At 64.5% G+C, this 24874-nt stretch carries 23 protein-coding genes and 2 pseudogenes; 12 read left to right on the forward strand and 13 right to left on the reverse strand.

Translation table 11 applies throughout. The features are described from left to right. The first annotated feature begins 161 nt into the window (after positions 1 to 161). Positions 162 to 3227 carry an FAD-binding and (Fe-S)-binding domain-containing protein gene (locus GJ630_RS05925; RefSeq protein ID WP_191449545.1) on the forward strand — a complete coding sequence of 1022 codons (3066 nt, stop codon included), beginning with the start codon at positions 162 to 164 and terminating at the stop codon, positions 3225 to 3227. Here GJ630_RS05925 and GJ630_RS05930 read toward each other — a convergent pair. Further along, positions 3219 to 3746, reverse strand: a complete 528-nt coding sequence (locus GJ630_RS05930; protein WP_014041427.1) for a hypothetical protein — start codon at positions 3744 to 3746, stop codon at positions 3219 to 3221. The genes GJ630_RS05925 and GJ630_RS05930 overlap by 9 nt on opposite strands. A gap of 52 nt (positions 3747 to 3798) precedes the next feature. Further along, on the reverse strand, positions 3799 to 4995 hold the full coding sequence (locus GJ630_RS05935; protein ID WP_252718727.1) for an ATP-binding protein: 1197 nt from the start codon (positions 4993 to 4995) through the stop codon (positions 3799 to 3801). A 223-nt stretch (positions 4996 to 5218) separates the two neighbouring features. Between GJ630_RS05935 and GJ630_RS05940 the strand changes: the two genes are divergently transcribed. Continuing rightward, positions 5219 to 5413 carry a cold-shock protein gene (locus tag GJ630_RS05940; RefSeq protein ID WP_004515390.1) on the forward strand — a complete coding sequence of 65 codons (195 nt, stop codon included), beginning with the start codon at positions 5219 to 5221 and terminating at the stop codon, positions 5411 to 5413. Positions 5414 to 5415: 2 nt separating this feature from the next. After that, a complete protein-coding gene (locus GJ630_RS05945) occupies positions 5416 to 5610 on the forward strand; it encodes a cold-shock protein (protein WP_004515391.1) in 195 nt (64 codons plus the stop codon). Positions 5611 to 5731: 121 nt separating this feature from the next. Here the strand turns inward: GJ630_RS05945 and GJ630_RS05950 are convergent, their stop codons facing one another. From GJ630_RS05950 to GJ630_RS19460, 3 genes are all read right to left on the reverse strand, one after another. Continuing rightward, a complete protein-coding gene (locus tag GJ630_RS05950; RefSeq protein WP_014041429.1) occupies positions 5732 to 6475 on the reverse strand; it encodes a DUF429 domain-containing protein in 744 nt (247 codons plus the stop codon). Between the two features lie 111 nt (positions 6476 to 6586). Next, positions 6587 to 6772 (reverse strand): hypothetical protein, encoded by a 186-nt coding sequence (locus tag GJ630_RS05955; protein WP_005537226.1) that lies wholly within the window; start codon positions 6770 to 6772, stop codon positions 6587 to 6589. A gap of 41 nt (positions 6773 to 6813) precedes the next feature. Beyond that, a complete protein-coding gene (locus tag GJ630_RS19460) occupies positions 6814 to 6972 on the reverse strand; it encodes a hypothetical protein (protein WP_014041430.1) in 159 nt (52 codons plus the stop codon). A gap of 74 nt (positions 6973 to 7046) precedes the next feature. Here GJ630_RS19460 and GJ630_RS05960 point away from each other — a divergent pair, with 74 nt between their 5' ends. Then, a complete protein-coding gene (locus tag GJ630_RS05960) occupies positions 7047 to 7754 on the forward strand; it encodes a nucleotidyltransferase family protein (protein WP_064288664.1) in 708 nt (235 codons plus the stop codon). An 80-nt stretch (positions 7755 to 7834) separates the two neighbouring features. Continuing rightward, positions 7835 to 8437, forward strand: coding sequence for a DUF4864 domain-containing protein (locus GJ630_RS05965; RefSeq protein ID WP_064288663.1), 603 nt, complete (start codon positions 7835 to 7837; stop codon positions 8435 to 8437). Here GJ630_RS05965 and GJ630_RS05970 read toward each other — a convergent pair. From GJ630_RS05970 to GJ630_RS05980, 3 genes are read right to left on the reverse strand one after another with little or no spacing between them, the layout of a single operon-like run. Continuing rightward, positions 8434 to 9513 (reverse strand): sugar ABC transporter permease, encoded by a 1080-nt coding sequence (locus GJ630_RS05970; protein WP_064288662.1) that lies wholly within the window; start codon positions 9511 to 9513, stop codon positions 8434 to 8436. The genes GJ630_RS05965 and GJ630_RS05970 overlap by 4 nt on opposite strands. Then, a complete protein-coding gene (locus GJ630_RS05975; RefSeq protein WP_014041434.1) occupies positions 9513 to 10475 on the reverse strand; it encodes a carbohydrate ABC transporter permease in 963 nt (320 codons plus the stop codon). The genes GJ630_RS05970 and GJ630_RS05975 overlap by 1 nt, the downstream gene beginning before the upstream one ends. Before the next feature lie 9 nt (positions 10476 to 10484). Next, positions 10485 to 11765, reverse strand: coding sequence for an extracellular solute-binding protein (locus tag GJ630_RS05980; protein WP_196219999.1), 1281 nt, complete (start codon positions 11763 to 11765; stop codon positions 10485 to 10487). A 211-nt stretch (positions 11766 to 11976) separates the two neighbouring features. Here GJ630_RS05980 and GJ630_RS05985 point away from each other — a divergent pair, with 211 nt between their 5' ends. After that, entirely contained in the window at positions 11977 to 14076 is a 2100-nt protein-coding gene (locus tag GJ630_RS05985; protein WP_191449547.1) for an alpha-amylase family glycosyl hydrolase, read from the forward strand. 102 nt (positions 14077 to 14178) lie between these two features. Continuing rightward, positions 14179 to 15345, forward strand: a complete 1167-nt coding sequence (locus tag GJ630_RS05990; RefSeq protein WP_014041437.1) for an ABC transporter ATP-binding protein — start codon at positions 14179 to 14181, stop codon at positions 15343 to 15345. A gap of 145 nt (positions 15346 to 15490) precedes the next feature. Here GJ630_RS05990 and GJ630_RS05995 read toward each other — a convergent pair whose 3' ends face one another. Then, positions 15491 to 17509: a glycoside hydrolase family 15 protein gene (locus tag GJ630_RS05995; RefSeq protein WP_191449548.1), complete on the reverse strand. Its 2019-nt coding sequence runs from the start codon at positions 17507 to 17509 to the stop codon at positions 15491 to 15493. Between the two features lie 172 nt (positions 17510 to 17681). On the opposite strand from GJ630_RS05995, the pseudogene GJ630_RS06000 reads away from it, so the two are divergent. Further along, positions 17682 to 18733 (forward strand): annotated as a pseudogene (locus GJ630_RS06000) (TrmB family transcriptional regulator). A 36-nt stretch (positions 18734 to 18769) separates the two neighbouring features. Here GJ630_RS06000 and GJ630_RS06005 read toward each other — a convergent pair. After that, positions 18770 to 19243, reverse strand: coding sequence for a type IV pilin (locus GJ630_RS06005; protein ID WP_014041440.1), 474 nt, complete (start codon positions 19241 to 19243; stop codon positions 18770 to 18772). 108 nt (positions 19244 to 19351) lie between these two features. Then, a complete protein-coding gene (locus GJ630_RS06010) occupies positions 19352 to 20350 on the reverse strand; it encodes a glutathione S-transferase family protein (RefSeq protein WP_014041441.1) in 999 nt (332 codons plus the stop codon). A gap of 221 nt (positions 20351 to 20571) precedes the next feature. Between GJ630_RS06010 and GJ630_RS06015 the strand changes: the two genes are divergently transcribed. Continuing rightward, positions 20572 to 21105 carry a 50S ribosomal protein L16 gene (locus GJ630_RS06015; protein ID WP_023843429.1) on the forward strand — a complete coding sequence of 178 codons (534 nt, stop codon included), beginning with the start codon at positions 20572 to 20574 and terminating at the stop codon, positions 21103 to 21105. Positions 21106 to 21357: 252 nt separating this feature from the next. Beyond that, a complete protein-coding gene (locus GJ630_RS06020; RefSeq protein WP_050007327.1) occupies positions 21358 to 21555 on the forward strand; it encodes a hypothetical protein in 198 nt (65 codons plus the stop codon). Between the two features lie 57 nt (positions 21556 to 21612). On the opposite strand, the gene GJ630_RS06025 is transcribed toward GJ630_RS06020, so the two are convergent. Next, positions 21613 to 22044, reverse strand: coding sequence for a universal stress protein (locus tag GJ630_RS06025; protein ID WP_371727069.1), 432 nt, complete (start codon positions 22042 to 22044; stop codon positions 21613 to 21615). A gap of 176 nt (positions 22045 to 22220) precedes the next feature. Here GJ630_RS06025 and GJ630_RS06030 point away from each other — a divergent pair, with 176 nt between their 5' ends. After that, positions 22221 to 23084 carry a RimK family alpha-L-glutamate ligase gene (locus GJ630_RS06030; RefSeq protein ID WP_191449549.1) on the forward strand — a complete coding sequence of 288 codons (864 nt, stop codon included), beginning with the start codon at positions 22221 to 22223 and terminating at the stop codon, positions 23082 to 23084. A 55-nt stretch (positions 23085 to 23139) separates the two neighbouring features. Here the strand turns inward: GJ630_RS06030 and GJ630_RS06035 are convergent, their stop codons facing one another. Beyond that, entirely contained in the window at positions 23140 to 23526 is a 387-nt protein-coding gene (locus tag GJ630_RS06035; RefSeq protein WP_004590910.1) for an Hsp20/alpha crystallin family protein, read from the reverse strand. Positions 23527 to 23726: 200 nt separating this feature from the next. Between GJ630_RS06035 and gap the strand changes: the two are divergent. Continuing rightward, positions 23727 to 24730 (forward strand): annotated as a pseudogene (gene gap, locus GJ630_RS06040) (type I glyceraldehyde-3-phosphate dehydrogenase). Positions 24731 to 24874: the final 144 nt, after the last annotated feature.

The raw sequence follows: 24874 nt of genomic DNA on the forward strand, positions 1-24874 counted from the left end.
AGACAGAAGCGCGTGCCCCGGGCAGACGCTCGACCGGGTCAAAAGTGCCTCATGGGCTACCGTAGCGGAACTGTTTTGGCAGGCGTACAGCTAGAACAGCCAGAGCAAACCGCCGAGTACCCGGTCCGTCGGTGGCCGGGCGACTGGAAACGAGACACACCATGGCAACCGATTCCGGCACCCGGATAGATCCTTCGGCTGACGAGGTATCGAACTACGACTACCAGAACGACACCGTCGCCCGGTCGGGCCTCGTCGACGACCTGCGAGCGCGCATTGACGGCGAGGTGCGGTTCGACGAGTACTCGCGACAGTTGTACGCGACCGACGCCAGCCTCTACGAGGTGCTGCCTATCGGCGTCGTCTATCCGCGGTCGACCGATGACGTAGCCGCGGTCATGTCCTACTGTGCCCAGCGAGAGATTCCGGTCCTGCCCCGCGGCGGCGGGACGAGCCTTGCCGGCCAGACCGTCAACGAAGCCGTCGTGCTGGATTTCTCACGGTATATGAACGACCTCGTCGAGGCCCGGCCCGACGACCGGCGAGCGCGAGCCCAGCCGGGCATCAAGCTCGGCGACCTGAACGGGGAGCTGGCCGACCACGGGCTGAAGTTCGCGCCGGACCCCGCGTGGGGCGACAAGAGCGTGCTCGGCGGCGCTATCGGTAACAACTCCACCGGCGCACACTCCCTGCAGTACGGCAAGACCGACGCCTACATCGAAGAGTGCGAGGTCGTCCTCGCAGACGGCACCGTCACCACGTTCGGCGAGGTCACCCGCGAGGAACTGCGCGACCGAGCGGACCCCGACGGTGACCTCGAAGCCCGGATTTACGCCGAAATCGAGCGGATACTCGCCGAGGAAGGCAAAGAAATTACGAGCCACTACCCGGACCTGAAGCGCAACGTCTCGGGGTACAACCTCGACTGGGTCCTCGGAGATGCACAGGACGGGACTGTCAACGTCGCGTCGCTGCTGGCGGGCAGCGAGGGGACGCTTGCCATCGTCACCGAGGCCGAGGTGTCCCTGGAGCCGATTCCCGAGACCAAGTCGATGGCCCTGCTCGCCTACGAGGGGCTCATCGAGGCCATGGAAGACGTTTCGGACATCCTCGAACACGACCCGGCGGCCGTCGAGGTGCTCGACGACGTGCTCATCGACCTGGCCCGGGACACCGCCGAGTTCGAGGACGTGGTCGGCATGTTGCCCGAGGGGACTCGCACGGTCCTCATCGTGGAGTTCTACGCCGACGACGCGGAGAGCGGCCGGCGGAAGGTCGCCGACCTCCTGGCAGACCGAACGAACGGCGTCGATTCGATCGCTGCCCCAACAGATGGCCGGACCGTCGTCGACGCGCCGGTGCGGGCGTTCGACGCCATGGAGGCCCACGACGAGGCAAAACGCGAGAAGTTCTGGAAGATGCGCAAGTCCGGCCTCCCCATCCTGCTCTCGCGGACGACCGACGAGAAACACGGCTCGTTCATCGAGGACACCGCCATCCCGCCCGAGAACCTCCCGGAGTACGTCGCCGACTTCCAGGAGATTCTCGAAGAACACGACACCTTCGCCTCCTTCTACGCCCACGCCGGCCCCGGTGTGCTCCACATCCGCCCGCTCATCAACACAAAGACAGTCGAGGGCGTCGAGACCATGGAGTCCATCGCCGACGCAGTGACCGACCTCGTCGTGAAATACGGTGGGAGCGTCTCGGGCGAACACGGCGACGGCCGCGCCCGCACGCAGTGGAACGAGAAGCTCTACGGCGCGGACCTCTGGGAGACCTTCCAGGAACTCAAGTCGGTGTTCGACCCCGACTGGCTGCTCAACCCCGGGCAGGTCGTCGGTGTCGACGCGGGCGAGGTCGAGTCCGGCGCGATGCCCGAGCGGGCACGCACGGTCGACATGACCGAGAACCTCCGATTCGACCCGGCCTATGAGTTCGACGCCGGCTTCGACCCCGCGCTGGAGTGGGACAACGACAACGGGATGCAGGGGATGGTCGAACTCTGTCACGGCTGTGGCGGCTGTCGCGGCCCGCAGGAGACCACCGGCGGCGTGATGTGCCCGACCTATCGCGCATCCGAGGAGGAGATGACGACGACCCGGGGCCGCGCGAACATGCTCCGGCAGGCCATGAGCGGCGACCTGCCGGACGATCCCACCGACGAGGAGTTCATGCACGAGGTGCTGGACCTCTGTATCGGCTGCAAAGGGTGTGCGAAGGACTGCCCGAGCGAGGTCGACATGGCGAAGCTCAAAGCCGAGGTGACCCACGCCTACCACCAGGAACACGGCTCCAGCATCCGAGACAGAATCTTCGCCAACGTTGACGCACTGGCAGGTCTGGGCAGCGCCTTTGCGCCACTGTCGAACCTCGCGACGAAGGTGCCGGGCGCTCGAACGGTGCTGGAGAAGGCGGTCGGTATCGCCCCCGACCGCACGCTGCCGAGCTTCCAGCGCACGACGCTACAGGACTGGTTCGACGAGCGCGGTCCGCAAGTCCCGGCGGATGAAGCCGAGCGGCAAGCCCTGCTGTTCCCCGACACGTACACGAACTACAGCCACCCCGAGGTCGGGAAAGCCGCCGTCCGCGTCCTCGAAGCCGCGGGCGTCCACGTCGAGTTGGCCGACCAGACCGACAGCGGGCGACCGGCCCACTCGAAGGGCTTTCTGGACCAGTCCCGGGCGACTGCGCGGGACAACGTCGACGCGCTCGTGCCCGCCATCGAGGAGGGCTGGGACGTGGTGCTGGTCGAACCCTCTGATGCCGTGATGTTCCAGTCGGACTATCTGGACCTGCTCTCTGGCGAGGACGTGGCAACGCTCGCGGCCAACGCCTACGGCGTCTGTGAGTATCTCGACACCTTCCGGCTGGACCAGGGGGCCGACTGGGACGCCCCTGGTGAGACGCTGACCTACCACGGCCACTGCCACCAGAAGGCGACGAAGAAGGACCACCACGCCGTCGGCGTCCTCCGGCGGGCCGGCTATGACGTCGACCCGCTGGACTCGGGCTGCTGTGGCATGGCCGGCTCCTTCGGCTACGAGGCCGAGCACTTCTCGATGAGCAAGGCCATCGGCTCGATTCTGTTCGACCAGATTGGAGAGAGTCGCGGCAACACTGTGGTCGCGCCCGGCGCGTCCTGTCGCACGCAACTGGACGACTGGGACGAAAGCGACGGCGAACCGCCGCATCCGGTGGAGAAGCTCGACGCTGCCTTAGCCTGAGTCAATCTCGTCTGGCTGGCGAACCGCCTGTGCGATACCGACTGTCTGGCCGACCAGCGCAAGCCCGATGCCGGCAAGCAACGCGGTTTCCGCCGGCGGGAACAGCGCACTGGCGTAGACCGCCCCACCGAGAACGCTCAATACTGCTCCGGCCATGTACGCCCGCTGGCCTGCTGGAACGCGCTTGCCAGTGTGGTAGAGACCCACGCCCGGAACGACCATCCATCCCAGTATCGTCGTCGTCAGGAACGGGATCCGAAGCGGAGCGTAGAGCAAGCCGACGATGCCGCCGACGGTCAGGAGGAGGCCGACGAGGAGAATGTCGCGCCAGACCCGGAGGACGCCCGTCTCCATCTCGTCCCACGAAAGGACGGCGAACGCAGCGATGAGGACGGCAGCGACGACGTGAAACACCAGCACCGTCCGGTCAGTGACCACATCGAGATGAGCCAGCCCCACGAGCAGCCACGCGAGCGGGATGAGTACGGTCGGGCCCTGTGCGCGCAAGCGAGGGAACATACGCCTCACTGTGCCTCCCACAATCAAGAAACGTCGGTCGTGCGGACTGGTGTCATGCCCGCGGGAGTTCGACGACGAAGTGCGCGCCGTCTAGGGCGGTGTCGGGGAAGGGCGCGTCGGTTTTGCTGGCGGTGTCGGCGAGGGAGATATCGCCGCCGAAGCTCGTAACGAGTGTCTCGACGAGATGGAGCCCACCGCCGTGCGTGTCGCCCGCCCGCGGGTCGAAAACGCTGTCACGCCGGTCGTCGGGAATCCCCGGTCCGTCGTCGACGACGTGGGTCTCGACATCGTCGTCGGTCTCCCGGATCGCGACAAACACCGATGGCTGATGATATCTGTCTCCCGTCAACTCTGTCGTCTCCGCCCGCTGTGCCTCGCTCGGCAGCGCTGTTCCGTCCGTCGCGGTCCCCTCGGCGGAGAGTTCTGCTGCCGGCGTCCCGTGTTCGATAGCGTTCTCGATGAGGTTCCGGAGAACCGGGCGAGCGGCCTCGTTGGTGTATGCCATTGCGCTGTCCGGGGCTTGAAGTTCGATGGTGATGGGATGTGTTTGCTCGATTCGCTGTATCACCGCCTCGGCAATCCCGACGATGTCGGTCGGTTCGAATGCCGGGTCGGAACTGAGGGTCTCAACGACCGCCCCGGCGTTGTCGACCAAGCTATCGAGTTCGGTTACCTGCTCGTGGATCGCGTCCGCTGCCGTTTGAACCGTGTCCGAGTCGGCGTTCCGTCGAATGATCGTCGCGCGGCCATCAATAACGACGAGTCCGTTCGCGATATCGTGTCGAAACAGGTCGTTGACGAACGACAGCGTGTTCGCGGTTCGGGTCGCCCGACTGGCATCCTGACGGGCCCGAACCGCAAGCGTGCCCGCGATGAGTCCCGTGACAGCGCCCGTCTCCATCGCCAACAGGGTGACGAACACCGGTTCGGCGATTGTTCGACCCTCCATCATGCGGATAAAGACGCTCAAACCGATGATAGCCCCGACCGCAGCGCTGCCGACAACGCTCCAGACGAAGACGGTCCAGATCTGCGCACCCGGTGTCGACGACGAGACGAGGCGATAGCTGCCATACACTAGCACCAGCGGCAGTAGCCCGTCGAGGGCCAACGCGAGCGCAGGGCCGCCGACCTGTCCGATACGCTGTGTCTCGATACCGAGGTGCCAGACGATGGCCGCACCTGTGAACGCGAGTCCGAAGCCAGCAAGCAGCCACGGCGCAAGGCGGGCCCGGGCACCACGGTACATAATTATGACTTGTGCTCGAACGGCTAATTCCATTTGGTTAGTGATCCGGTAAGACCGAACGCGACGCCGTGGCGTCTATAGCCAGCCGGGAGAGCCGGCGGCGCATGTGCCATGACAGTATTACACACCCCCTAATCGCCAGACAGCGGTCGGATCTTTCTGTTTCCCACCAGAGCATCGTACCGACACTGTTATCCGTGGTGCTGGCATCTCTTTGGTTGCAATGGCGAAAGGAACGGTTGATTTCTTCAACGACACTGGCGGTTACGGTTTCATCGACACTGAGGACGCGGACGAGGACGTCTTCTTCCACATGGAAGACATCGGCGGCCCGGACCTCGAGGAAGGACAGGAGCTCGAATTTGACATCGAGCAGGCGGACAAGGGTCCGCGCGCCAACAACGTCACGAGGCTCTAACAATGGCGGAAGGCACTGTCGACTTCTTCAACGACACTGGTGGTTACGGCTTCATCGAAACCGACGATGCGGACGAAGACGTCTTCTTCCACATGGAAGACGTCGGCGGCCCTGACCTCGAAGAGGGGCAGGAAGTCGAGTTCGACATCGAGCAGGCGGACAAGGGTCCGCGTGCGACCAACCTCACGCGACTGTAAGACGGCTTCTGTCTACAGTCTAGCACTATAATCACTTGTCAGCGGTCGCGGTGTAGCGTACACGGCAGTGTCGCTGGCATGCACATAACCCACGACGAGCGACGGCGCTCGCCGGAACACGTCACGACGTGATCAGTGGCGACGCCGCCCGATAGACGATCTCCATCGGCAGCCCCGCCGCATCTCGCGGCGGCTCGGGCGGCAGCGTGTACAACTCCCTGTCGCCCGGCTGTGCTGTGTACGCGAGGGCGACGGCATCCAGTACATCGTCGACGGCCACTGCCGTGCCACCGGTCGCTTCGGCGGCTTTCTGGACCGTCGGGGCGGCGTCGCGGTCGTAATGTGCGAGAATCCGCATCCGCTCGGCATATCCCCCGGCGGTGCGCTTCGAGTAGCTAAGCGGCTCGCCGCCGAAGGCCCGAAAACAGACCTCTGGGTGGGATTCCCGAATGGCTGCGGCAGCCTCGGGCAGTTCCTGCAAGAGTTCATCGATCCGGGCGAGGCTGTCGCTACGTGCGAACGCCTGCTCAGAGAGTTCCTGTCCGGTCTTGCGCCTGTGGACGCGGTTGGCCGTCGAGTAGCGCTGTTTCCGGGTCGCTTCTCGTACCGGCGGCGTGCGAACTGCCGCGCTCCGCTCGCCGAGCACCGACCGGGCGAGTTCGTCACACCGGCGGTCCGGATCACCGGATTCCACGAGCCCAATCGGCACTCCGACCAGAATCAGCCGAGCGCGCTCCTCGTACGCTGACCAGCATTCGCCGATACTGTCGAACACCGACGCGTGGTCGAACCCGTCGCCGGTGAGCGCCACAGCGACCCAGGACTCGTCGCTCCGGTCGACACCGACGTACAGCGGTTCAGCCATTATCGATACTCGTTCGGATAGGCGCAAAAGTGTATCCCGAGGTGTTCGTTGTCCAACCGGTCCAGCGTCCGAGCTATCGGCCGCGGCGCAGACTGTTCCGGCGGCTGTTCGTTACGACTGCCCGAACTTCGTGAGTTCCTTGAGCGGTACTAGCCGGTGTTCCATCGCTGGCTTCGTGTAGCCGGCCGACTCCTCGGAGACACCGCTTGTGAACACCAGCATCTTCTGTTGGAGGACGTGCGGTACGCCGTCGTTGTCCCGGATGATGTCGACCGAGCGCCACGCTTCGTCTTCCATGCGTCAGAGTCACACACTGCTGCTACCTGTCTCTTTCCCCGTCAGGAGTCCGGCCCGACGAATATTGTCCGGAGCCGCGCACCGCAGTCCGGACAGCACAGCGTCTGCCAGCGGTCGTTGTCGAGGTCACCGAAGGTCGCCCGGCGGACCGCCTCGTCGACGGTGACCGACCGGCCGCAGGTGTCACACTCCTCAGCCATGCGTCAAGGTTGGCGGCCACGGACAGAACCCGCTCGCCCACAGGCATTTAGCCGGCGCAAGCGTGGGGCCGGATATGGACGGCTTCGTACTCGCTGCCGGCGAAGGGACGCGGATGCGACCGCTCACTGCAGACAAGCCGAAGGGACTGGTCGAGGTGGCCGGAAAGCCGCTGCTGACACACTGTTTCGACACGCTGCTGTCAGTCGGCGTCGACCGCCTGGTCGTCGTCATCGGCTACCGCGGCGACGACATCGTGGCACACTACGGAGAGCAGTATCGGGACACGCCGATAGCGTACGTCCGGCAGGACGAACAGTTAGGACTGGCGCACGCGCTCGAACAGGCCCGCACAGCCGTCGACGGGACCTTCGTCGTGCTGAACGGCGACAACGTTTGCCGGGCAAATCTCGACGGGGCCATCGAGCACCACCTCGAGACCGACGCCAGCGCGACGCTGCTCGTCGAGGACGTGTCGCGGGCCGAAGCCAAGACGACCGGTGTCGTCACGACGGACAACGGGGGACAGGTGACCGGCCTCGTCGAGAAGCCGTCGGACCCGGCGTCGACGCTGGTCACGCGGGGCTTTTTCGTGTTCGAGCCGGCCATCGGCCACGCCTGCGCGCTGACGCGACCTTCCGAGCGGGGCGAGTACGAACTCACCGACGCAATCGACCTGTTACTGAGCGCCGGCCACCGCGTCGAGGCGGTCGAACTGGAGGGCTGGTGTCACAACGTCAACGAACCGAGCGACGTCGACGCGGTCGAGGAACGGCTCGGCTGACGGCATCGACCGCTGACAGGCGATATGGGCACTGTACACGGCGACGGAACATCGAAGGAGCGTCACCCCAATACAGGGGTATGACAGCCGTTCGGTCGCTGGCGCTCGTCGCACTTGCCGCGGTCGTAGCACTGGCGGGCTGCGGTGCGTTTTTCGGCGGCGGCGACTCGACGGAGTCGAAAGCGACGATAACGCCCGCTGACGTGCCGACAGAGGACGCGAAAGCGGTAGAACCGGCAGCGGGCGGGCGGGAGTACTGGGGCAACGTCTCCGTCGACACCAACAGATCGGCGGTGACACAGCCGCGGGTCCTCGAACTGCGACCGAACTGCGAGCGCCCGCCGGGGCTCGTCGTCCACATCCAGGTGCTTGCACTGCAGAACAACGACCCGGCGACGAACGAGGGCATCAACACGACCTGGCAGTTCGCGTCCCCGTCGAACCGTGACCTGACGGGGCCGTACTCGAACTTCGTCCGAACCATTCGAAGTGGGTTCGAACCGCTGTTGAACGCGACCGGCGTGCGGTACGGACCGCTCGACCGCGACGGCGACACCGCGTCACAACCGGTGACGGTCGTCAATGGGAACGGGACGACGTCGAGCTACCGGTGGACGGTCAGAAAACAAGACGAAGCACCCTACGAGGGCTGCTGGATGACGGCCGGCGTCGCGCCAGCTTAGCCCTCCATCCCGCTGAAGGAGAGGCCGCCCTCGATGTAGCGCTGGGCGAACAGGTACGCCAGCATGATCGGCGAGGCGAAGGTGAGCGCGAACGCGGAGAAGCGCGCCCATGGGATGGAGTACTCGTCGACCATCGCGTACAGGCCGACCGGCAGCGTGTAGTTCTCCGTCCCCAGCAGCGTCTGGGCGACGACGAACTCTGTCCACCCGGTGAGGAAGACGAAGATGAACACCGTTGCCAGCCCGGCGGTCGACATCGGGATGATGACCTCGGTGACGACCCGCCACGGCGGCGCGCCGTCGACGACGGCGGCCTCCTCGTAGGAGACCGGGATGCCGTCCATGTAGGTCTTCAGCAGCCAGGTGTTGAACGGCACGGCGGTCGCCGCGTAGTACACCGCAAGCGCCAGTTTGCTGTCGTTGATGCCGAACTGGACGTACAGTGCGTACATCCCGATGAGCAGGGCAACGCCGAGACCGCCCCCGACCTGTGTCATCAGGACGTAGAGGAACAGGATCTTCCGGCGGAAGAGGAACTCCCGCCGCGAGAGGGCATAGGCCGCCGGAATGATGAGCGACATCGCGATCAGCACGGTGGGAATCGCCACCATGAGGCTGTTCCAGAGGAAGTGCTTGAACTCCGAGGGGCGGTCGACGCCGTAGTCGGAGGCGTCGAGAATCTCGATCCCCGGCGTCTGGAACACGAAAGCGAGGTCGGTGAACGGAATGGCGGCGGATATCGAGTACGACGGCACGATGAGGTCACCGATGACCCAGATGAACGGTTTGACCGTCGGATTAGTGGGAAACAGCGAGAAGCTCTCGGACGTGTACAGCGAGCTTCCGGAGCCGGAGAGGGCCGCCATCAGAATCCAGTAGATCGGGAAGAGCAGTGCCAGCACGACCAGCGTCGCGCCGATGGTCGAGAGAATGACCTTCAGGACTTCGGACGCGGGCAGTTCGCCCCGACGGACGGCCTGCACAGTGTAGGACCACTTGCGGACCGTCCGGCCGGGCATCGTCGCGAACGTCTTGATATCGTTGCCGAGCTTTCTGGCGATTGCACCGAGGAGCATTAGTCGTTCACCCCGTCGGCGAGTTTGCCTTTCTTGACGTTGAGCCACATGAACGCGCCGATGAAGGCGAGCGCGATGATGCTGATGGCCGCACCGCGACCGTACTGCTGGAACGACAGCGCCTCACGATAGCCGTAGACGACGATGAGTTCGTTCGCCCGTGCCGGGCCGCCCTGGTTGAACACGAACGGGATGAGGAACTGCTGGAACGAGGCCGCGGAGGTCAGAATAGACGCGAACAGCACGGGCCGTTTGATCGACGGCAGCGTGATATGAGCGAAGCGTGCGAGGAACCCCGCGCCGTCGACGACGGCCGCCTCGTGGAGTTCTTCGGGCACGTCCTGGAGTGCGCTGACGGTGATGATGACCATGAACGGGTACGCCAGCCACGCCTCCGTGACGTTGTACGCGACGAAGGCGGTCCAGCGGCCCGACAGCCACGCGACCGAACTCGCGCCGAACGCGGTCAGTAGCTGGTTCATCAGCCCGAACTCGGCGGAGCTGAAGATGCCGCGCCACACCGTGATGGTGAAAATCGGCGGCAGGCCCATCGGGAAGATGATGAGCGAGCGCAGGACGCGCTTGCCGCGGACGAGTTCACTGGTCACGATAAGCGCGATGGCCAGGCTCGCCCCGATTTTGAGCGTGACGCTCGTAGCGACGAACAGCCAGGTGACGCCGAAGGAGTTCCAGAACTGGCCGTCGGTCAGCACGTCGGCGTAGTTCTCCAGGCCGACGAACAGCGCGTCGCCGAACGTGAGCACGGCGACGACGCCCTCGCCGGCGAACAGGTTGGCCGGCTCTGCGTTCGTAAAGGAGATTCCCAGCAGGTAGAGGACCGGGAACAGCATGAACGCCGAGAAGACGAACAGCCCCGGGAGCACTAGCAGTAACGACGCGTCGTCCCGCGTCAGAAACGGGACCGACTCGATGCGGTCCGCCGCCCGTGAAACCGTACTCATGGGCGTTTCTCACTCCCAGTTGCTTCGGATTTCTTCGGCGGCGGTCGTCAGTGCGTCTTCGGCGCTCGCGTCGCCGTTGAACGCCTCGATGAGCGCGTTCTCCAGTGGCGACCACACCTTGTTCATGCGCGGGTCGGTCGGCATCGGGACCCCCTGGCTGACGGTCTGGGAGTACGTCTGGACGTGGTCGGGGAGTTCGTCGCTGCCGACGAGGCTGTCGAGCACCGGAATCGCGCCCTGCTCCTTAGCGAGTCGCGTGGCGTGGTCTTCGTTGGTGGCGAACCACTCGACGAAGTTCCGGGCGGCCGTGGCGTCGGCTCCGCCCTCGCTCATCGCGTCCGCGAAGTACCACATCGAGATGCCGGTGTACGGCGTCACCTCGCCGCCGTCGATGGCAGGGAACGTCGCCACCTCATAGTTCACGTCGCTCTGGTTCAGCGTCGCCAGATACCATGGCCCGTTGACGGCGAATGCGGCGTTCCCCTCCGAGAACGTCGCGGCCTGCGGTTCGTAGTTCGGGTCGTCGGGCATGTACGGACGGAGGGTGTCGAGGGCGAACTGGAGCCCCTCGATAGCTTCGTCGGCATCCAGCCCGAGCGCCGGGTCCTGCTCCGGGTCGAAGTAGTAGCCACCGAAGGCCTGTATCCACCCGCTCGTGAAGTACGGGTCAAACGGCGCGGCGAGGCCGTACTGGCTGCTGCTCGGGTCGTAGTACTCCTCCATCGCCGACACCATGTCGTCGATGGTCTCGGGCGCTTCGTCGACGATGTCCGCGTTGTAGATGAGCGTCACCGTCTCCGCCGAGTGCGGGAGGCCGACGACGGCGTCGTCGAACTGGACGGCCGAGGCGGCGGCGTCCGTGAACTGGTCGAGGCTCACGGAGAGTTCCTCGGACTGGTCGACGACGAACTCCCGCTGGTAGTAGTCGCCCACCCAGTCGTGTGCCCACTCGAAGATTTCCGGCCCCTGCCCGGCTGGAATCGCGCTCGTGGTCTTCTTTTCCATATTGGAGATGTCCGACCCGTCGACGCCGAACTCCGTCTCGCTCGCGAACGTCTCCATCGCGTCCTCGCGTGCGGGTATCTCCGAGTCCTGAAGCTGGTACCACGCCGTCGCGGTCCCGCCGGACTGTTGACTCCCGCCGCCTGACCCATCGCCCGAACCATCACCGGAAGCCGTTTCCCCCTCTGAGCCGCCACTGCCCTGCTCTTGCACACTACAGCCAGCCAAGGCCGTAGCCGCCCCGACACCGCCGATCCGTTTGAGCACCGTCCGTCGTTCCATTGTCATGGATAGATATGGGATGAAATAGTCCTTCATAACTTAAATCATTCGGAAATAGAAGGAGACAATGATGATAGATTTCGAGAAACGGCGCGAATTCGCCTCGCCGTGTGTCGGTTTCAACAGATCGGATAGAGGAGAATAAACGAAGTAATATCTTTTCTAAATTTCAACCAGAAGCGTAACACTCACAGTACCGACCCTGTACCGTAGGCGTATGCACCATCCAGGCCCGCCACGGTTCGCCACCGTCGGCGAATCGGTCGAACTGGCCCCGCGTCAGCCCGACCCCGGCATGGCTGCCGAGTGGCGGTTAGTCGAGCGGCCAGCGACGAGTACGGCAGCGCTCGGCGACGGCCCGGTCTGTCACCTCGAACCCGACGTGCCGGGCGTCTACCGAGCGGCGGTAACCGCACCGGACGGCACACACGAGCAAGTCGTCCGGGCGTTCCCGAGCATCACCGAGACGGCCCGGTTCAGCGTCACGGCGGAGGACTTCGACTGCGACGGCGGTACCGACGACCTCACCGTCGCCGACCGCGCCATCGTCATCGGGACGTTCAACGATTTCACGATGGGGACACACTGGGCCGAGCGCGACGGCGACGAATGGGTCATCGAAACCGACCTCCCACCGGGGACCCACCACGCGATCTTCAGTTTCGATGGCTCCTTCGAGTCGACCGCGACAGACGAGGTCACCGTCGAGGGACCGGGTCGCCCCCGGGTCGAACTCACCGGTGAGACGGTGAACGGAGACTTCGTCGTCTCGGCGGACGCCCGCGCGGCCCCGTCGGGGAGCGAACCGGAAGTCGAGTTCTATCTCGACGGCCGCGACGCGCTGGAAGAGTCGGCCGTGACCATCGACGGCGACGAACTCCGGGTGCCACACGAAGCCCTGCCGGAGATGGCCCGCGTTCACGCGGTTGCCGTCGCCGAGCGCCACAGCGTCGCGGACACGCTAGTCGTGGAACGCGACAGTGGAACCGGAAACGCGACCGCAGGCGGCACAGTGCCCGTCACACGGCCGGCCGACCCGCCGGCCTGGGCCGGCGACGCCACCATCTACGAGATATTCGTCCGGTCGTTTGCCGGCGAGACCGTCGACACGACCTTCGAAGCCATCGAGCGGCGGGTCCCCTACATCGAGTCGCTGGGCGTCGATGTGGTGTGGCTCACCCCTATTCAGGCGAGTCCGACCCGGCACGGTTACCATATCACGGACTTCTTCGACACCGCCACAGACCTGGGAACGCGCGACGAATTCGAATCGCTGGTCGACCGGCTCCACGACGCCGGGATTCGGGTCGTCTTCGACCTGGTAATAAACCACAGCTCGCGGGACCATCCGGCCTTCCAGCTCCACCGGGCCGGTGTCCCCGAGTACGCCGACTACTACGAGCGAATCCCGGCGTCACAGGACGTCTCCGATATCGACTGGGCGGGCGAGGACGCGCCGGGCTACTACTTCAACTGGACGCGAATCCCGAACCTCAACTACGACTCGCTCGCGGTGCGGCGCTGGATGCTCGACGTGGTAGACGAGTGGCGCGACGTGGTCGACGGGTTCCGCTGTGACGTTGCCTGGGGCGTGCCACACGGGTTCTGGAAGGAAGTCCGGGAGCGGGTGAAAGCCGACGACCCCGAGTTCCTGCTGCTCGACGAGACGGTCCCACGCGACGCCGCCTTCGCCGAAAACGAGTTCGACGTTCACTACGACACGGACCTGTTCGACACGCTCCGCGACATCGGGACCGGCGAGGAACCAGCGTCGGCGCTGTTCGAGGCGCTCGACGCGACGGCCGAGCACGGCTACCCCGACCGTACCGCCCACATGCGGTACGTCGACAACCACGACGAGGACCGCTATCTCGACGAGTGCGGAGCCGCGTCACTGCGGGCGGCCGTCGGGGCCACGTTCACGCTCCCCGGAACGCCGATGGTTTACGCCGGCCAGGAACGGGGCGTCGAACAACAGCGCGGGACGATGCGCTGGCACGACGGCGACAACGCACTGACCGACTTCCACCGGCGACTGGTGGCGCTGCGAGCGGACCACGGGGCACTGCGCGCGCCCGAGGTACACCCGGTTCCACACACCGTCGAAACGGGCGATCCGGACAGCGTCGTCGCGTACGAGCGCACCGACGGCGATGAAATGCTCGTGGTCGTTCTGCACTTCGGCGAGGGGACCGCGACAGTCTCGCTCGACACTCCAGTCGGGGACACCGACCTTCTCAGCGGCAACCCGGTCGGTAGCGGCGGGGCGGTCGAGGTCGGAGATGTCGTCGTGGTCCCGGCGGAGATCGACAGCTAAGCCGACTGGCCTCGCGGAGGTCCCAGTTCATCTGCGGCGACGCTAGAACTTCTATGAAAAATCCCATCAAACTTATTAGCGATGGGTGTGAGACTCTGTGTAATGGCGAGTCTCGAACTAGACGGTCTCCGGAAGGAGTTCGACGGTGGCTCCATCGTGGCGGTCGACGATGTCGACCTGTCCATCGACGACGGGGAGTTCGTAACGGTGGTCGGCCCGTCGGGGTGTGGGAAATCGACGACGCTACGGATGATTGCCGGGCTTGAGCGGCCGACGAGCGGTCGTATCCGCATCGGCGACGAGGACGTGACGGACGTTCACGCCCGCAAGCGCGACGTGGCGATGGTGTTCCAGAACTACGCGCTGTACCCACACAAGTCCATCCGGCAGAACATGGCCTTCGGCCTCCGGATGAGCACGGACCTCTCGAAGGAAGAACGGCAGGAGCGAGTCACTGAGACGGCGGAGATGATGGGCATCGGGAACCTGCTCGATGACACGCCGGACCAGCTCTCCGGCGGGCAGAAACAGCGGGTCGCGCTCGGGCGCGCCATCGTCCGGGAGCCGGACGTGTTCCTCTTCGACGAGCCACTCAGCAACCTCGATGCGAAGCTCCGGACGACGATGCGGACGGAGATCCAGCGCCTGCAGGAGGAACTCGGCATCACGGCCGTCTACGTCACCCACGACCAGGAAGAAGCAATGACGATGGGCGACCGCATCGTCATCCTCAACGACGGGGAACTCCAGCAGGCCGGTCGGCCGAAGACGGTGTACGAGAACCCGACGAACCAGTTCGTCGGCGGCTTCGTCGGTTCGCCCTCGATGAATTTCCTCGACGTGACCGCGGAGCCACTCGGCAGCGGCATCCGGCTCACTGGTGCTCACGACGACTTCTCCTACGACCTCACGGGCGGCCGTGCCAGTGCCTTCGGCGACATCGAAGGCGGTTCGTACGTGCTGGGTATCCGACCGGAACACGTCTCCGTCAGCGACGGCGGCGACCAGAACGCCGTTCCGGCGACGGTCGACGTGCTCGAACCCATCGGTAGCGACAACTACCTCTACCTCGATCTGGGCGAATCGAAAACCGGGTTCGAGGGCGACGGCGCACCGGATTTCATCGCCAGGGTAAGTACTGACGTGGAGCCGGCCATCGGCGACCGCGTGCAGGTGTCGTTCGACGAATCCGCCGTCCACCTGTTCGACCCGGAGACCGGCGAGACGGTTACGGCCGGCGAGGACGCGCCCGTCGCAGCACCGCAGTAGGACGATAGTCAGTGATCCGCGTCCGGGCGTAGTCACTGTTTTCGATCAGTTATAGAGTCCCTACGGCCATCTACTACGTTTGCGAGTGCGCGAGCAGCACGGTCCGTACAAAAAACCACTCGCGGGCACTCAGCGGCTCGGCAGTTCACTCGCGGGCGCTCAGCGGCTCGGCAGTGAGCGCCTCGGCGTCAGTGAGGTGGGCGACGGTTGCCAGCCGGAGCGCGTGGGGCCAGCCGAGCGGCGTACCACAGTCCGGCGTCCCGTCGTCGAACAGTTGCTCGGGGAGGTAGCCGCTGGACTGGACGAGCGAGCCACCGGGAAGGATCTCGTCCAGCAGGTCCCGGGACCGGGCGTAGGCCGCCGTCGCTCGGCTGTCGTCGGCGTCACGCAGGAGCGCACCCAGCTGGGCGGCACTGTTTGCGCCCCACGCCGTCGAGACGGTCCAGACTTTCTCGCGGTCCTGCGAGCCGCGCCGCCAGTCGTCGCCCTCGAAGCGGATGAGACCACGGATGTCGCCGGTGTCCCGTTCCAGCCCGTCGAGTGTCGTCTCGACGTGGGTGTAGAGCCGGTCACGGGTCGCCGCCGGCAGGTCGATGGCCTCGGCGGCGACGCGACAGGCGGCGGGGAGGGCCAGCGTCGCGGAGTCCAGTCGGTCGTCGATGGTCCCGTCGTGTTCGCGAAGGGCGTAGCGGTCACCGGTCCACAGCGCATCCAGGGCTGACAGCACTGTTTCGGCCTGTGAACGGGCGTGATCCCGGAGCGCGGCGGAGACGGGTGCGCGGGCGACGGCCGCGTAGGCGTGCAAGAAGGTCGCAGCGGTGTGCGTGAACCGCCCCTGCATGTTCTCCCAGGCGTTCTGGCAGGCGATGGGGAGGCCGTCGTCGGCCAGCGTGTCGTCGATGCTCTCGACGGCACGTCCGAGCGTGGCTTCGATGCACTCCGGGTCGGCCGGCTCGCCGGTCCGGAGATACGTCGCGAGGAAGGTGGTGACGCTTGCGGTCTGGTCGGCCTGGTAATCGGCGTCCGAACCGCTTTCGAGCCGGGCGTTCGCCCAGCCCGGCGCGAGCGTCTCGTCGCCGGGCCAGACACGGTGGGGCCAGCTCCCGTCCGGTTGCTGCGTGCGACAGTAGAACGCGGCGGAACGCTGGTGCCACGGCGATAATCCGAGGTCGAACGTCCCGTCAGCTTCGAGCAGGAACGCCGAAATTTCGGCGTCGTCGCGGAACCACGTATAGCCGTACCCGCCGGAGGTGACGTAGTACGGGTCGAAGTCCGGCGCGGCGATTCTGGCCCCGTTCGCAGCCGAAAGCAGCGAGAGGACCCGGAGGTCGGCGACGACACTCTCCCGGTTCGGCGTCTCTGCGGGCACGCTCCAGCGGCGCTGTGCCTGCCCTGCTTCGAGCAGTGTCTCCGAAGTGTAGTGGTCGCTCACCAGACGGTCGATGGTCGACAGCGCCGTATCGCGGTCGGTGTCGTCCGCGTCCGTCAGCAGCGTCGTCAGCGTGACGCCACCGTCGACGAACGGCGCGGACAGCAGGACGCCGCCAGTTAGCGTCGTGTCCTCGTACCGTCGCTCCCCGGTCGCCCGTGGGAACGAGACTGGGTCGTCGTCGACAAGTTCGGGGAACCGCTCGGGAATCTGGCCCTGAACGGCGTCGAGTTCGGTAGAGACGCCGACGAAGTCGTGTTCGGAGCGATGGTAGGCCTCGACGGTGTTGCCGTGCATCAGCAGGCTCTGTTGGCCGTCCCGTCCGTCGGGTGCGAAATCGACAAACGCCCGAAGCGATACGTCGGCGGGGACATCGCCGCGAAGTTCGAACCGGGTGACGTGGGCCTGCTCGATAGTGCAGTCCGTCTGGACGACGGCCCAGTCGCCGCAGTCGTGGATAGTCTCGACGACGCCAGCGTCACCACGATACCGCTGGTCGGCGTCGGCGTCGAACCACGTCGTCGAACCCGTGTCGATACCGAACCGCGAGCGGTCGATCCCCGTGAGCCCACACAGCGGATAGGAGTAGTCCCGCAGTGAGCCATCGCTGTCGACGTGCACCAACCGGCTGTCGAGTCCGGAGAAAGTGCCCGTCGTAGAGCGGAACTCGCCCGGGAACTGGTGGCGGCGGTCCCGGGTCCGCTTGAAGTCGTTAAGTGCCGTCCGGAGCGTCATTGGTGAGAGACACCACTGCGGGGGATATAAAATATGGTGTAATAGTTTTTCATTCTTGTGAGCTCGGTGTGGGCCAGTCGACGATACGGCCCATTGGGGCGGCTTCGGAGGCGTTGGCGGGCCACATAGCACCGAAACACAGTTATCCGCCGCCGTTACCAGATGTGAACAGATGGACGATTCGACTCTCAGGGACAGGCTGGGGCAACTGGGCCTGTCGGAGAAGGAAGTCGACACGTACCTGTCGATTCTCGGCAGCGGCGAGGCCACGGCCAGTGAAATCGCCGACGACACCGGGGTCTCCAAACGGTACGTCTACAGCATCAGCGAATCGCTCGAAGACCGTGGGTTCATCGAGGTCAACGACCACGTCGTGCCCACGACGATACGCGCTCGGCCGCCCGAGGAAGTCATCGACGCCCTGACCGACCGACTCGAAGAGATGAGCGGTGCGCTCGATTCCAGATACTCGGCGAGTGCGCGGGAACCACAGCAGTTCGACGTCATCAAGTCCCGGGTGACAGTCATCAAGCGACTCACGGAGTACATCAGAAACGCGGAACGGGAGATCATGCTGTCGGTTCCCAGCAGTACCTCCCGGAGATCTCGGAGGAACTGGTCGCAGCTGTCGACCGCGGCGTCCTCGTGATGCTGGTCGTCAGCAGCGCCGACGGCCTGGAACCGGACGACGTGCGCGGGCTGGCCTCCGTGGTCCGGTCCTGGAACCAGCCGATGCCGATAATGCTCACCGTCGACGCCCAGTTCGGCCTCGTCTCCCCGGCGGAGATGGTGACACGGACTAACTCCGACCAGCGGGCCATCGCCTTCGTCCAGCAACAGCTCGTCCCCGTGCTGTCAGGGTCGTTCCTCGGGAACTACTGGCTGATGGCCACCGAGGAGACCGTCACCGACCCGGCCCCGCTCCCAGCCACCTACCACGACTTCCGCCACGCCGTCCTCCAGGCGACGCTCCACCTGCGCGCCGGCCACGACATCCACGTCTCCGCCGAAGTACGGGCAGTACAGGCGGACGACGACACAACGACCATCGAAGGGACCGTCGTCGAGACGAAACAGGGCGTCGCCGAGCCACAGACCAACTCCTACCCCATCGAACACACGCTAGTCGTCGACGTCGGCGACCGGACTGTCTCGCTGGGCGGCTCCGGGTCGTTCATCGAAGATTACGAAACCGACGCGGTCACGCTCTCGCTGGCCGAGTGAGGAGAGCCGGTCCGACAGCGGGGCCGAAACGCCCGCTCAGTTACGCTGGCTCGGGTCCGGCCACCGGTAGATGACGTATGTTTCCGATTCCGGTTCGTCCGCTGGGTTCCAGACGAGTCGAAGCGTCGCGTCGCTCAGGTCCAGATGCTCCCCGCTCGTGATGCCGGCGAACTGTCCCTGATGTATCGTAATTTCTGTCCCCGACGTAATCCGCGTCGAGGCCTGTGCCTGTATCGGATCGGTGTCAAGCGTCACGTCGCTGCCGTCAGAACTCCTGGCATCGGAGACGACGACAGTGAGGTTGTCCCGGTAGACGGTTTCACCGCTGCTGAAGCTGAGGTTCAGATACTCCCCGTTGCCGGTGGTCCGCTCGCTGTAGTCGGCCACGATAGCGACCTGCGGTGCCTGCGTGGGTCGCTGCTCGCTGAAGCCGAGCGCGAACACACCGATGGTAGCAGCGAGAATTGCAGCAATTCCGACGAGGATAACGACACCGATGACTGGGCTCACGGCCCGACGTCGCCCGTCTACCCGACTCATTGAACACAGGTGAGAACTGGGTATATAAAAGGAACAGCGTCGACTCAGCGTTCGATATCCGGCCGCGAAACTGCCCGGTTACGCCGTCGGGAACAGCGTCTCGGGCAGGTCACCGGGGAGTTCGTCGCGGTCGTGGTCGGCCTCGAAGTCGGGGTCGGGTCCCATCGGGACGATTCGCTTCGGGCTCACGTCGGGGTGAGTGGTGTAGTAGTGCTCCGTGATGTGGTCCATGTTCACCGTCTCGGCGACGCCGGGGAGCTGGTAGAGGTCCCGGAGGTACGGCCAGAGGTTGTCGTACTCGCGGATGAGCTTGTGGTTGCACATGAAGTGGGTGTGGTACACTTCGTCGAAGCGCACGAGCGTCGTGAACAGACAGATGTCCGCCTCGGTCAGGCGGTCGCCGGCGAGGAAGCGCTGGTCTTCGAGGACGCTGTCCCAGTGGTCCAGCGCGTCGAACAGTTCCTCGACGGCCTCGTCGTAGGCCGACTGGCTGTTCGCGAAGCCACAGCGGTAGACGCCGTTGTTGATGGGCTCGTAGATGTCGTCGATGATCCGGTCGACCTCGTCCTGATAGCCTTCGGGGTAGAGGTCGACGTCGTTGTCGGCCACGTCGTCGAACTCAGTGTCGAGCATCCGAAGGATCTCCTCGGACTCGTTGTTGACGATGGTCTCTTCCTGTTTGTCCCACAGCACCGGCACCGTCACGCGGCAGGTCGCGTCGTTGTCGGCCGCGACGTAGACCTCGCGGAGGTAGTCCGATCCGTTGACCGTATCCGGCGTGCAGCCGTCCTTGTCGGGCGTGAACTGCCAGCCGTCCTCGCCGCGGAACGGGTCGACGTAGTCGACGGTGATGGCGTCTTCGAGTCCTAGCAGTTTCCGAGCGACCAGAATCCGGTGGGCCCACGGACAGGCGCGGCAGGCGTACAGGTGATACCGGCCCGCCTCGGGCTGGAACCGCGCGTCGGGGTCGTCCTCGACCCGGTCTCGGAAGGTGGTGTCCTGCCGGTCGAAAGCCCCGTCCTCGTCTGTCGTTTCGTACGCGTCAGTCCGCCACTCGCCGTCGACGAGCATATTCATGGTAACAATCGTACGCGCGCGAGTGGTAAAAGAGCGCGGTGACAGCGGTGTTACCGGACCAACACCGATGTTCCCGATGGTACCGAGAGCAGGGACTCCAGCAACGGTCAGTCCGGGGCCGCTGGCGGTCGCGCGCCAGTGTATGGGACACCACGGCACGCCGCCGGGCGGGTTCGAAGCCCTTATTGGGCCGCTCGGCGACGTATTCTCCAAGAGTACCTATGTCGGACAAACCCGCCTCAATGTACCGGGACATCGACAAGCCCGCGTACACCCGACGCGAATACATCACAGGCATTCCCGGGTCGAAGATCGCACAGCACAAGATGGGCCGCAAGCAGAAGGACGCCGACGACTACCCCGTCCAGATCAGCCTCATCGTCGAGGAGACCGTCCAGCTCCGTCACGGTTCGCTGGAGGCCTCCCGCCTGTCGGCCAACCGCCACATGATCAAGGAGCTCGGCGAAGAGGGTGACTACAAGATGACCCTCCGGAAGTTCCCCCACCAGGTCCTGCGCGAGAACAAGCAGGCGACCGGTGCTGGGGCCGACCGTGTCTCTGACGGGATGCGCGCCGCCTTCGGGAAGATCGTCGGCACCGCCGCCCGCGTCCAAGCCGGCGAACAGCTGTTCACCGCTTACGTCAACGTCGAGGACGCAGAGCACGTCAAGGAAGCGTTCCGCCGCGCATACAACAAGATCACGCCCTCTTGCCGCATCAAGGTCGAACGCGGCGAAGAGAAGCTGATCGCGTAAATCGGTCAACAACGTCTTTTGACCGTTCGCAGAACACGGCGAAGACCTGCTGGTCGCGTAAGTCAAACAGTGTTCGCTCGCCGTTCGCAGGGCGAGACGTCCGCAACTCGTCGCCCTTTGCCTCGTTCTCCGTGCCGCTCCGTAGAATACTGAGTCGTATCTCAATCGCGAACCCATACACTCGGAGCGTGCTTCTTGCTCTATGGTACCAGCACCCATAATGTTCTTGCACCCGTTCCACGTACCACCAGTATGGTACTCAGAGTCATACTCCTGGCCCTTGGCGTCATCGAACTGCTCCGCCCCCGGAAGGTCGTTGACTTCTGGATGGGGCTGGCGGCGACGAACGGTGACGAGATAGACATGCGCCCATGGGTGTACAGCGCCGCCCGCGTCGAGGGTGTCCTCCTCATACTGTGGGTACTCCGACGAAGTCGTAGCGGCGGGTGACTCAGCAGAACGGCCCGCCACACCACACGGGTGACCGGCGCTGCTAGCGGGTGCCCGCTACGTATCGCCGGACAGTCGGACCGTCAACACCGGCGCGTCCGCCGTCCGAACAACTTTCTCGGTGACGCTCCCCAGCAGAAACCGATCCAGACCGCTCCGCCCGTGGGTTCCCATAACGATCATATCGACACCCGCCGTCTCGGCGTAGTCGGTAATCTCCTCATAGGGGTCGCCCATTCGGTGCTCGGCAACAACGGCCGCGCCGTGGGCGGCGATATCGTCGATAGTCTCGTCGATGACCTGCTCGGTCTGTTCCTGCAGCGATTCGATGGTCGTTGCTTCTGCCGCGGCGCTCCCGAGATACGTCGAATCGACGACAGAGAGCACGTGAATCGTCGCGTCGTGCGTCGCTGCCAGTTCGAGCGCGTGTGCGAGCGCCTCGTCTGCGCCGTCACTCCCATCTGTCGGAAAGAGGATATCATCGTACACGCGTGGCCTATTCTCCCCAACATACTTAATATTTGTCTGACAATTTTGAAGATAGTTGCGTATTCATCCACCCTACCCGCTATTCTGTGGATTGTGGCGGTCGGAACGAGGCGCGCGACAGGGCCTCGACTGTGTGGCTGCGAGCGTATTTTATCTCTCCACGACAACTGCAAGCTATGTACAGGCTGGCCGTCGCCACGAACGCCGAGACCTTCGAGCGGATGCAGGGGCCGCTGGCGGTCCGTGACATCGAGGTGGGCCACGTCGAGACGGCCGAGCGGACACTGGCGCTCGACGAGAGTCCCTTCGACGAGTACGACGTGGGCTTCGTCTACCCCTCCCGAATCATGGAGGGAGCGGTCGCCGACGCCATGCTGGACGTGCCATGGGTCAACGACCGCGAGGCTATCCTCCGCTCGCGGAACAAGGCCGACGTGCTGGCGCGTCTCGGCCGTGCGGACGTCCCCGTTCCCGAGACCGTCGTCGTGTCGAACCCGGCGAGCGAGGCCGAACTGACGGCGGCCTTTGAGCGATTCGACCCACCCGTGGTCGTGAAGCCGAACTCGACGACCCGCGGCGTCGGCGTGGCCAAGGCTCACGATCTGGATTCGTTTCTCGGCATCGTCGACTACCTCGATCTGGTCCACGACTACCGCGCGGTCGGCGATCAGTCGTTTCTCGTTCAGGAGTACGTCGCCGACGCCGCCGACTACCGCGTGATGGTCGTCGACGGCGAGTACGTCGGCGCAGTGGAGCGCCGCCTCCCCGACGCGAGCCGCGCGCAGGGCCGGTGGAAACACAACGTCCACCGCGGGGCCGAAGCCGAAGGGCAGGAACTGCCAGCGGCGCTACGGGAACTGGCCGAAGACGCGGCCGACGAACTGGAGATTCCGTACCTCGGCGTCGACCTGCTGGTGACCGAGGACCGCGCAGTCGTCAACGAGACGAACGCCCGCCCGACAATCGACTCGGCGACGAAGTACGAGGACGGCTTCTGGGACGACCTGGCGGCGTTGATACGGCAAACGGCTGAGCAGTAGCGAAGCAAGCGCACTGGAGTGGCGCGCGGAAAATCAGAACCGTGTGCCGGGCGTGCTACAGTTCGATGTCCGCGGAGTCCTCTTCGGGGTCGAAGGTGACTTCGAGGATGCCGTTGTTGTACGTCGCGGCGGCTGAGTGTTCGTCGACGCGGGTCGGCAGGGTCAGTCGTTCGTGGTACTCGCGCTCCGGACTTTCGGCGTTGATCGTGAGGACAGTGCCGTCGCACTTGAGGTCGATTGCGTCCTTGTCGACGCCCGGAACGTCGGCGACGACCCGGATCTCCTCGTCGGTTTCGTGAACGTCGACGTGGAGGTCGGCCCCACCGCCACCGGTGTCCCGGTCGATGTGGACGTCGCCTTCGGCCCCCATCATCTCGTCCATCATCCGCTCTATTTCCCGGAAGAACTCGTCGAACGGGTCGTCACTGTCATCGCGTCTCATTCCTACCAATCAGTACGTCCGTCCGTTTCAAAAGCCTTCGGACGAATATAGTACCTGTTACCAGACGCCGTCGAGGGGTACTCTCACACGAACGGCCACCTTCACTATTAATCATTCGCGCTCGAACGCGCATAAACAAACACAAATTTACAACAAATCCGAAAACACTTTACACTGACCGACTGCCTCTCTAGACACCAATGAGTGAGCCAGTCCGCGTCGGCCTCAACGGCTTCGGCCGTATCGGCCGCAACGTATTCCGCGCATCGTTACACAACGACAACGTCGAAGTCGTCGGTATCAACGATGTGATGGACGACTCGGAAATCGACTACTTCGCCCAGTACGACACCGTCATGGGTGAACTCGAAGGGGCCAGCGTCGACGACGGCGTCCTCACGGTCGAGGGGACCGACTTCGAAGCAGGCATCTTCCACGAAACAGATCCCACACAGCTCCCGTGGGACGACCTCGATGTCGACGTGGCCTTCGAGGCGACCGGCATCTTCCGCACCAAGGAGGACGCGAGCCAGCACCTCGACGCCGGGGCCGACAAGGTCCTCATCTCCGCGCCGCCGAAGGGCGACGAGCCGGTCAAGCAGCTCGTCTACGGCGTCAACCACGACGAGTACGACGGCGAGGATGTCGTCTCGAACGCCTCCTGTACGACCAACTCCATCACGCCGGTCGCGAAGGTCCTCGACGAGGAGTTCGGCATCAACGCCGGCCAGCTGACGACGGTCCACGCCTACACCGGCTCGCAGAACCTGATGGACGGCCCGAACGGCAAGCCCCGCCGTCGCCGCGCGGCTGCCGAGAACATCATCCCGACCTCGACCGGTGCCGCGCAGGCGACCACCGAGGTCCTGCCCGAGCTTGAAGGCAAACTCGACGGGATGGCTATCCGCGTCCCGGTGCCGAACGGCTCCATCACCGAGTTCGTTGTCGACCTCGACGACGACGTGACGGAGAGCGATGTCAACGCCGCCTTCGAGGAGGCCGCTGCCGGCGAACTCGAAGGCGTGCTGGGCGTCACGAGCGACGACGTCGTCTCCTCGGACATCCTCGGGGACCCGTACTCCACGCAGGTCGACCTGCAGTCGACGAACGTCTCTCCGGGATGACGAAGATTCTCACCTGGTACGACAACGAGTACGGCTTCTCGAACCGGATGCTCGACGTGGCCGAGTACATCACTGAGTAAACGCAGAAACGATTTGCGGCGTCAGGAAGGTTTATAATTATTGTTCACTAAAGATGTTGCACACATAGAGTCCGAACCGGTGTTTGCCCACTGGTCGACTCTGTGTGTCAGCACAGACAGTTGTGCCCCCAGTCGGCATCCTGT

Source organism: Haloarcula sp. CBA1122 (genome assembly GCF_009741785.1).
GTDB lineage: Archaea > Halobacteriota > Halobacteria > Halobacteriales > Haloarculaceae > Haloarcula > Haloarcula hispanica.

Excerpts from the sequence above, each read along its gene's own strand:
- GJ630_RS06010 (WP_014041441.1), bottom strand. The coding sequence starts at position 20,350 with ATGAATATGCTCGTCGACGGCGAGTGGCGGACTGACGCGTACGAAACG.
- GJ630_RS05960 (WP_064288664.1), top strand. The coding sequence starts at position 7,047 with ATGGACGGCTTCGTACTCGCTGCCGGCGAAGGGACGCGGATGCGACCG.
- GJ630_RS05995 (WP_191449548.1), bottom strand. The coding sequence starts at position 17,509 with ATGACGCTCCGGACGGCACTTAACGACTTCAAGCGGACCCGGGACCGC.
- GJ630_RS05950 (WP_014041429.1), bottom strand. The coding sequence starts at position 6,475 with ATGGCTGAACCGCTGTACGTCGGTGTCGACCGGAGCGACGAGTCCTGG.
- GJ630_RS05930 (WP_014041427.1), bottom strand. The coding sequence starts at position 3,746 with ATGTTCCCTCGCTTGCGCGCACAGGGCCCGACCGTACTCATCCCGCTC.
- GJ630_RS19460 (WP_014041430.1), bottom strand. The coding sequence starts at position 6,972 with ATGGCTGAGGAGTGTGACACCTGCGGCCGGTCGGTCACCGTCGACGAG.
- GJ630_RS05980 (WP_196219999.1), bottom strand. The coding sequence starts at position 11,765 with ATGACAATGGAACGACGGACGGTGCTCAAACGGATCGGCGGTGTCGGG.
- GJ630_RS06035 (WP_004590910.1), bottom strand. The coding sequence starts at position 23,526 with ATGAGACGCGATGACAGTGACGACCCGTTCGACGAGTTCTTCCGGGAA.
- GJ630_RS05955 (WP_005537226.1), bottom strand. The coding sequence starts at position 6,772 with ATGGAAGACGAAGCGTGGCGCTCGGTCGACATCATCCGGGACAACGAC.
- GJ630_RS05945 (WP_004515391.1), top strand. The coding sequence starts at position 5,416 with ATGGCGGAAGGCACTGTCGACTTCTTCAACGACACTGGTGGTTACGGC.
- GJ630_RS05985 (WP_191449547.1), top strand. The coding sequence starts at position 11,977 with ATGCACCATCCAGGCCCGCCACGGTTCGCCACCGTCGGCGAATCGGTC.
- GJ630_RS05965 (WP_064288663.1), top strand. The coding sequence starts at position 7,835 with ATGACAGCCGTTCGGTCGCTGGCGCTCGTCGCACTTGCCGCGGTCGTA.
- GJ630_RS05935 (WP_252718727.1), bottom strand. The coding sequence starts at position 4,995 with ATGTACCGTGGTGCCCGGGCCCGCCTTGCGCCGTGGCTGCTTGCTGGC.
- GJ630_RS06030 (WP_191449549.1), top strand. The coding sequence starts at position 22,221 with ATGTACAGGCTGGCCGTCGCCACGAACGCCGAGACCTTCGAGCGGATG.
- GJ630_RS06020 (WP_050007327.1), top strand. The coding sequence starts at position 21,358 with ATGGTACTCAGAGTCATACTCCTGGCCCTTGGCGTCATCGAACTGCTC.
- GJ630_RS05925 (WP_191449545.1), top strand. The coding sequence starts at position 162 with ATGGCAACCGATTCCGGCACCCGGATAGATCCTTCGGCTGACGAGGTA.
- GJ630_RS05990 (WP_014041437.1), top strand. The coding sequence starts at position 14,179 with ATGGCGAGTCTCGAACTAGACGGTCTCCGGAAGGAGTTCGACGGTGGC.
- GJ630_RS05975 (WP_014041434.1), bottom strand. The coding sequence starts at position 10,475 with ATGAGTACGGTTTCACGGGCGGCGGACCGCATCGAGTCGGTCCCGTTT.
- GJ630_RS06015 (WP_023843429.1), top strand. The coding sequence starts at position 20,572 with ATGTCGGACAAACCCGCCTCAATGTACCGGGACATCGACAAGCCCGCG.
- GJ630_RS05940 (WP_004515390.1), top strand. The coding sequence starts at position 5,219 with ATGGCGAAAGGAACGGTTGATTTCTTCAACGACACTGGCGGTTACGGT.
- GJ630_RS05970 (WP_064288662.1), bottom strand. The coding sequence starts at position 9,513 with ATGCTCCTCGGTGCAATCGCCAGAAAGCTCGGCAACGATATCAAGACG.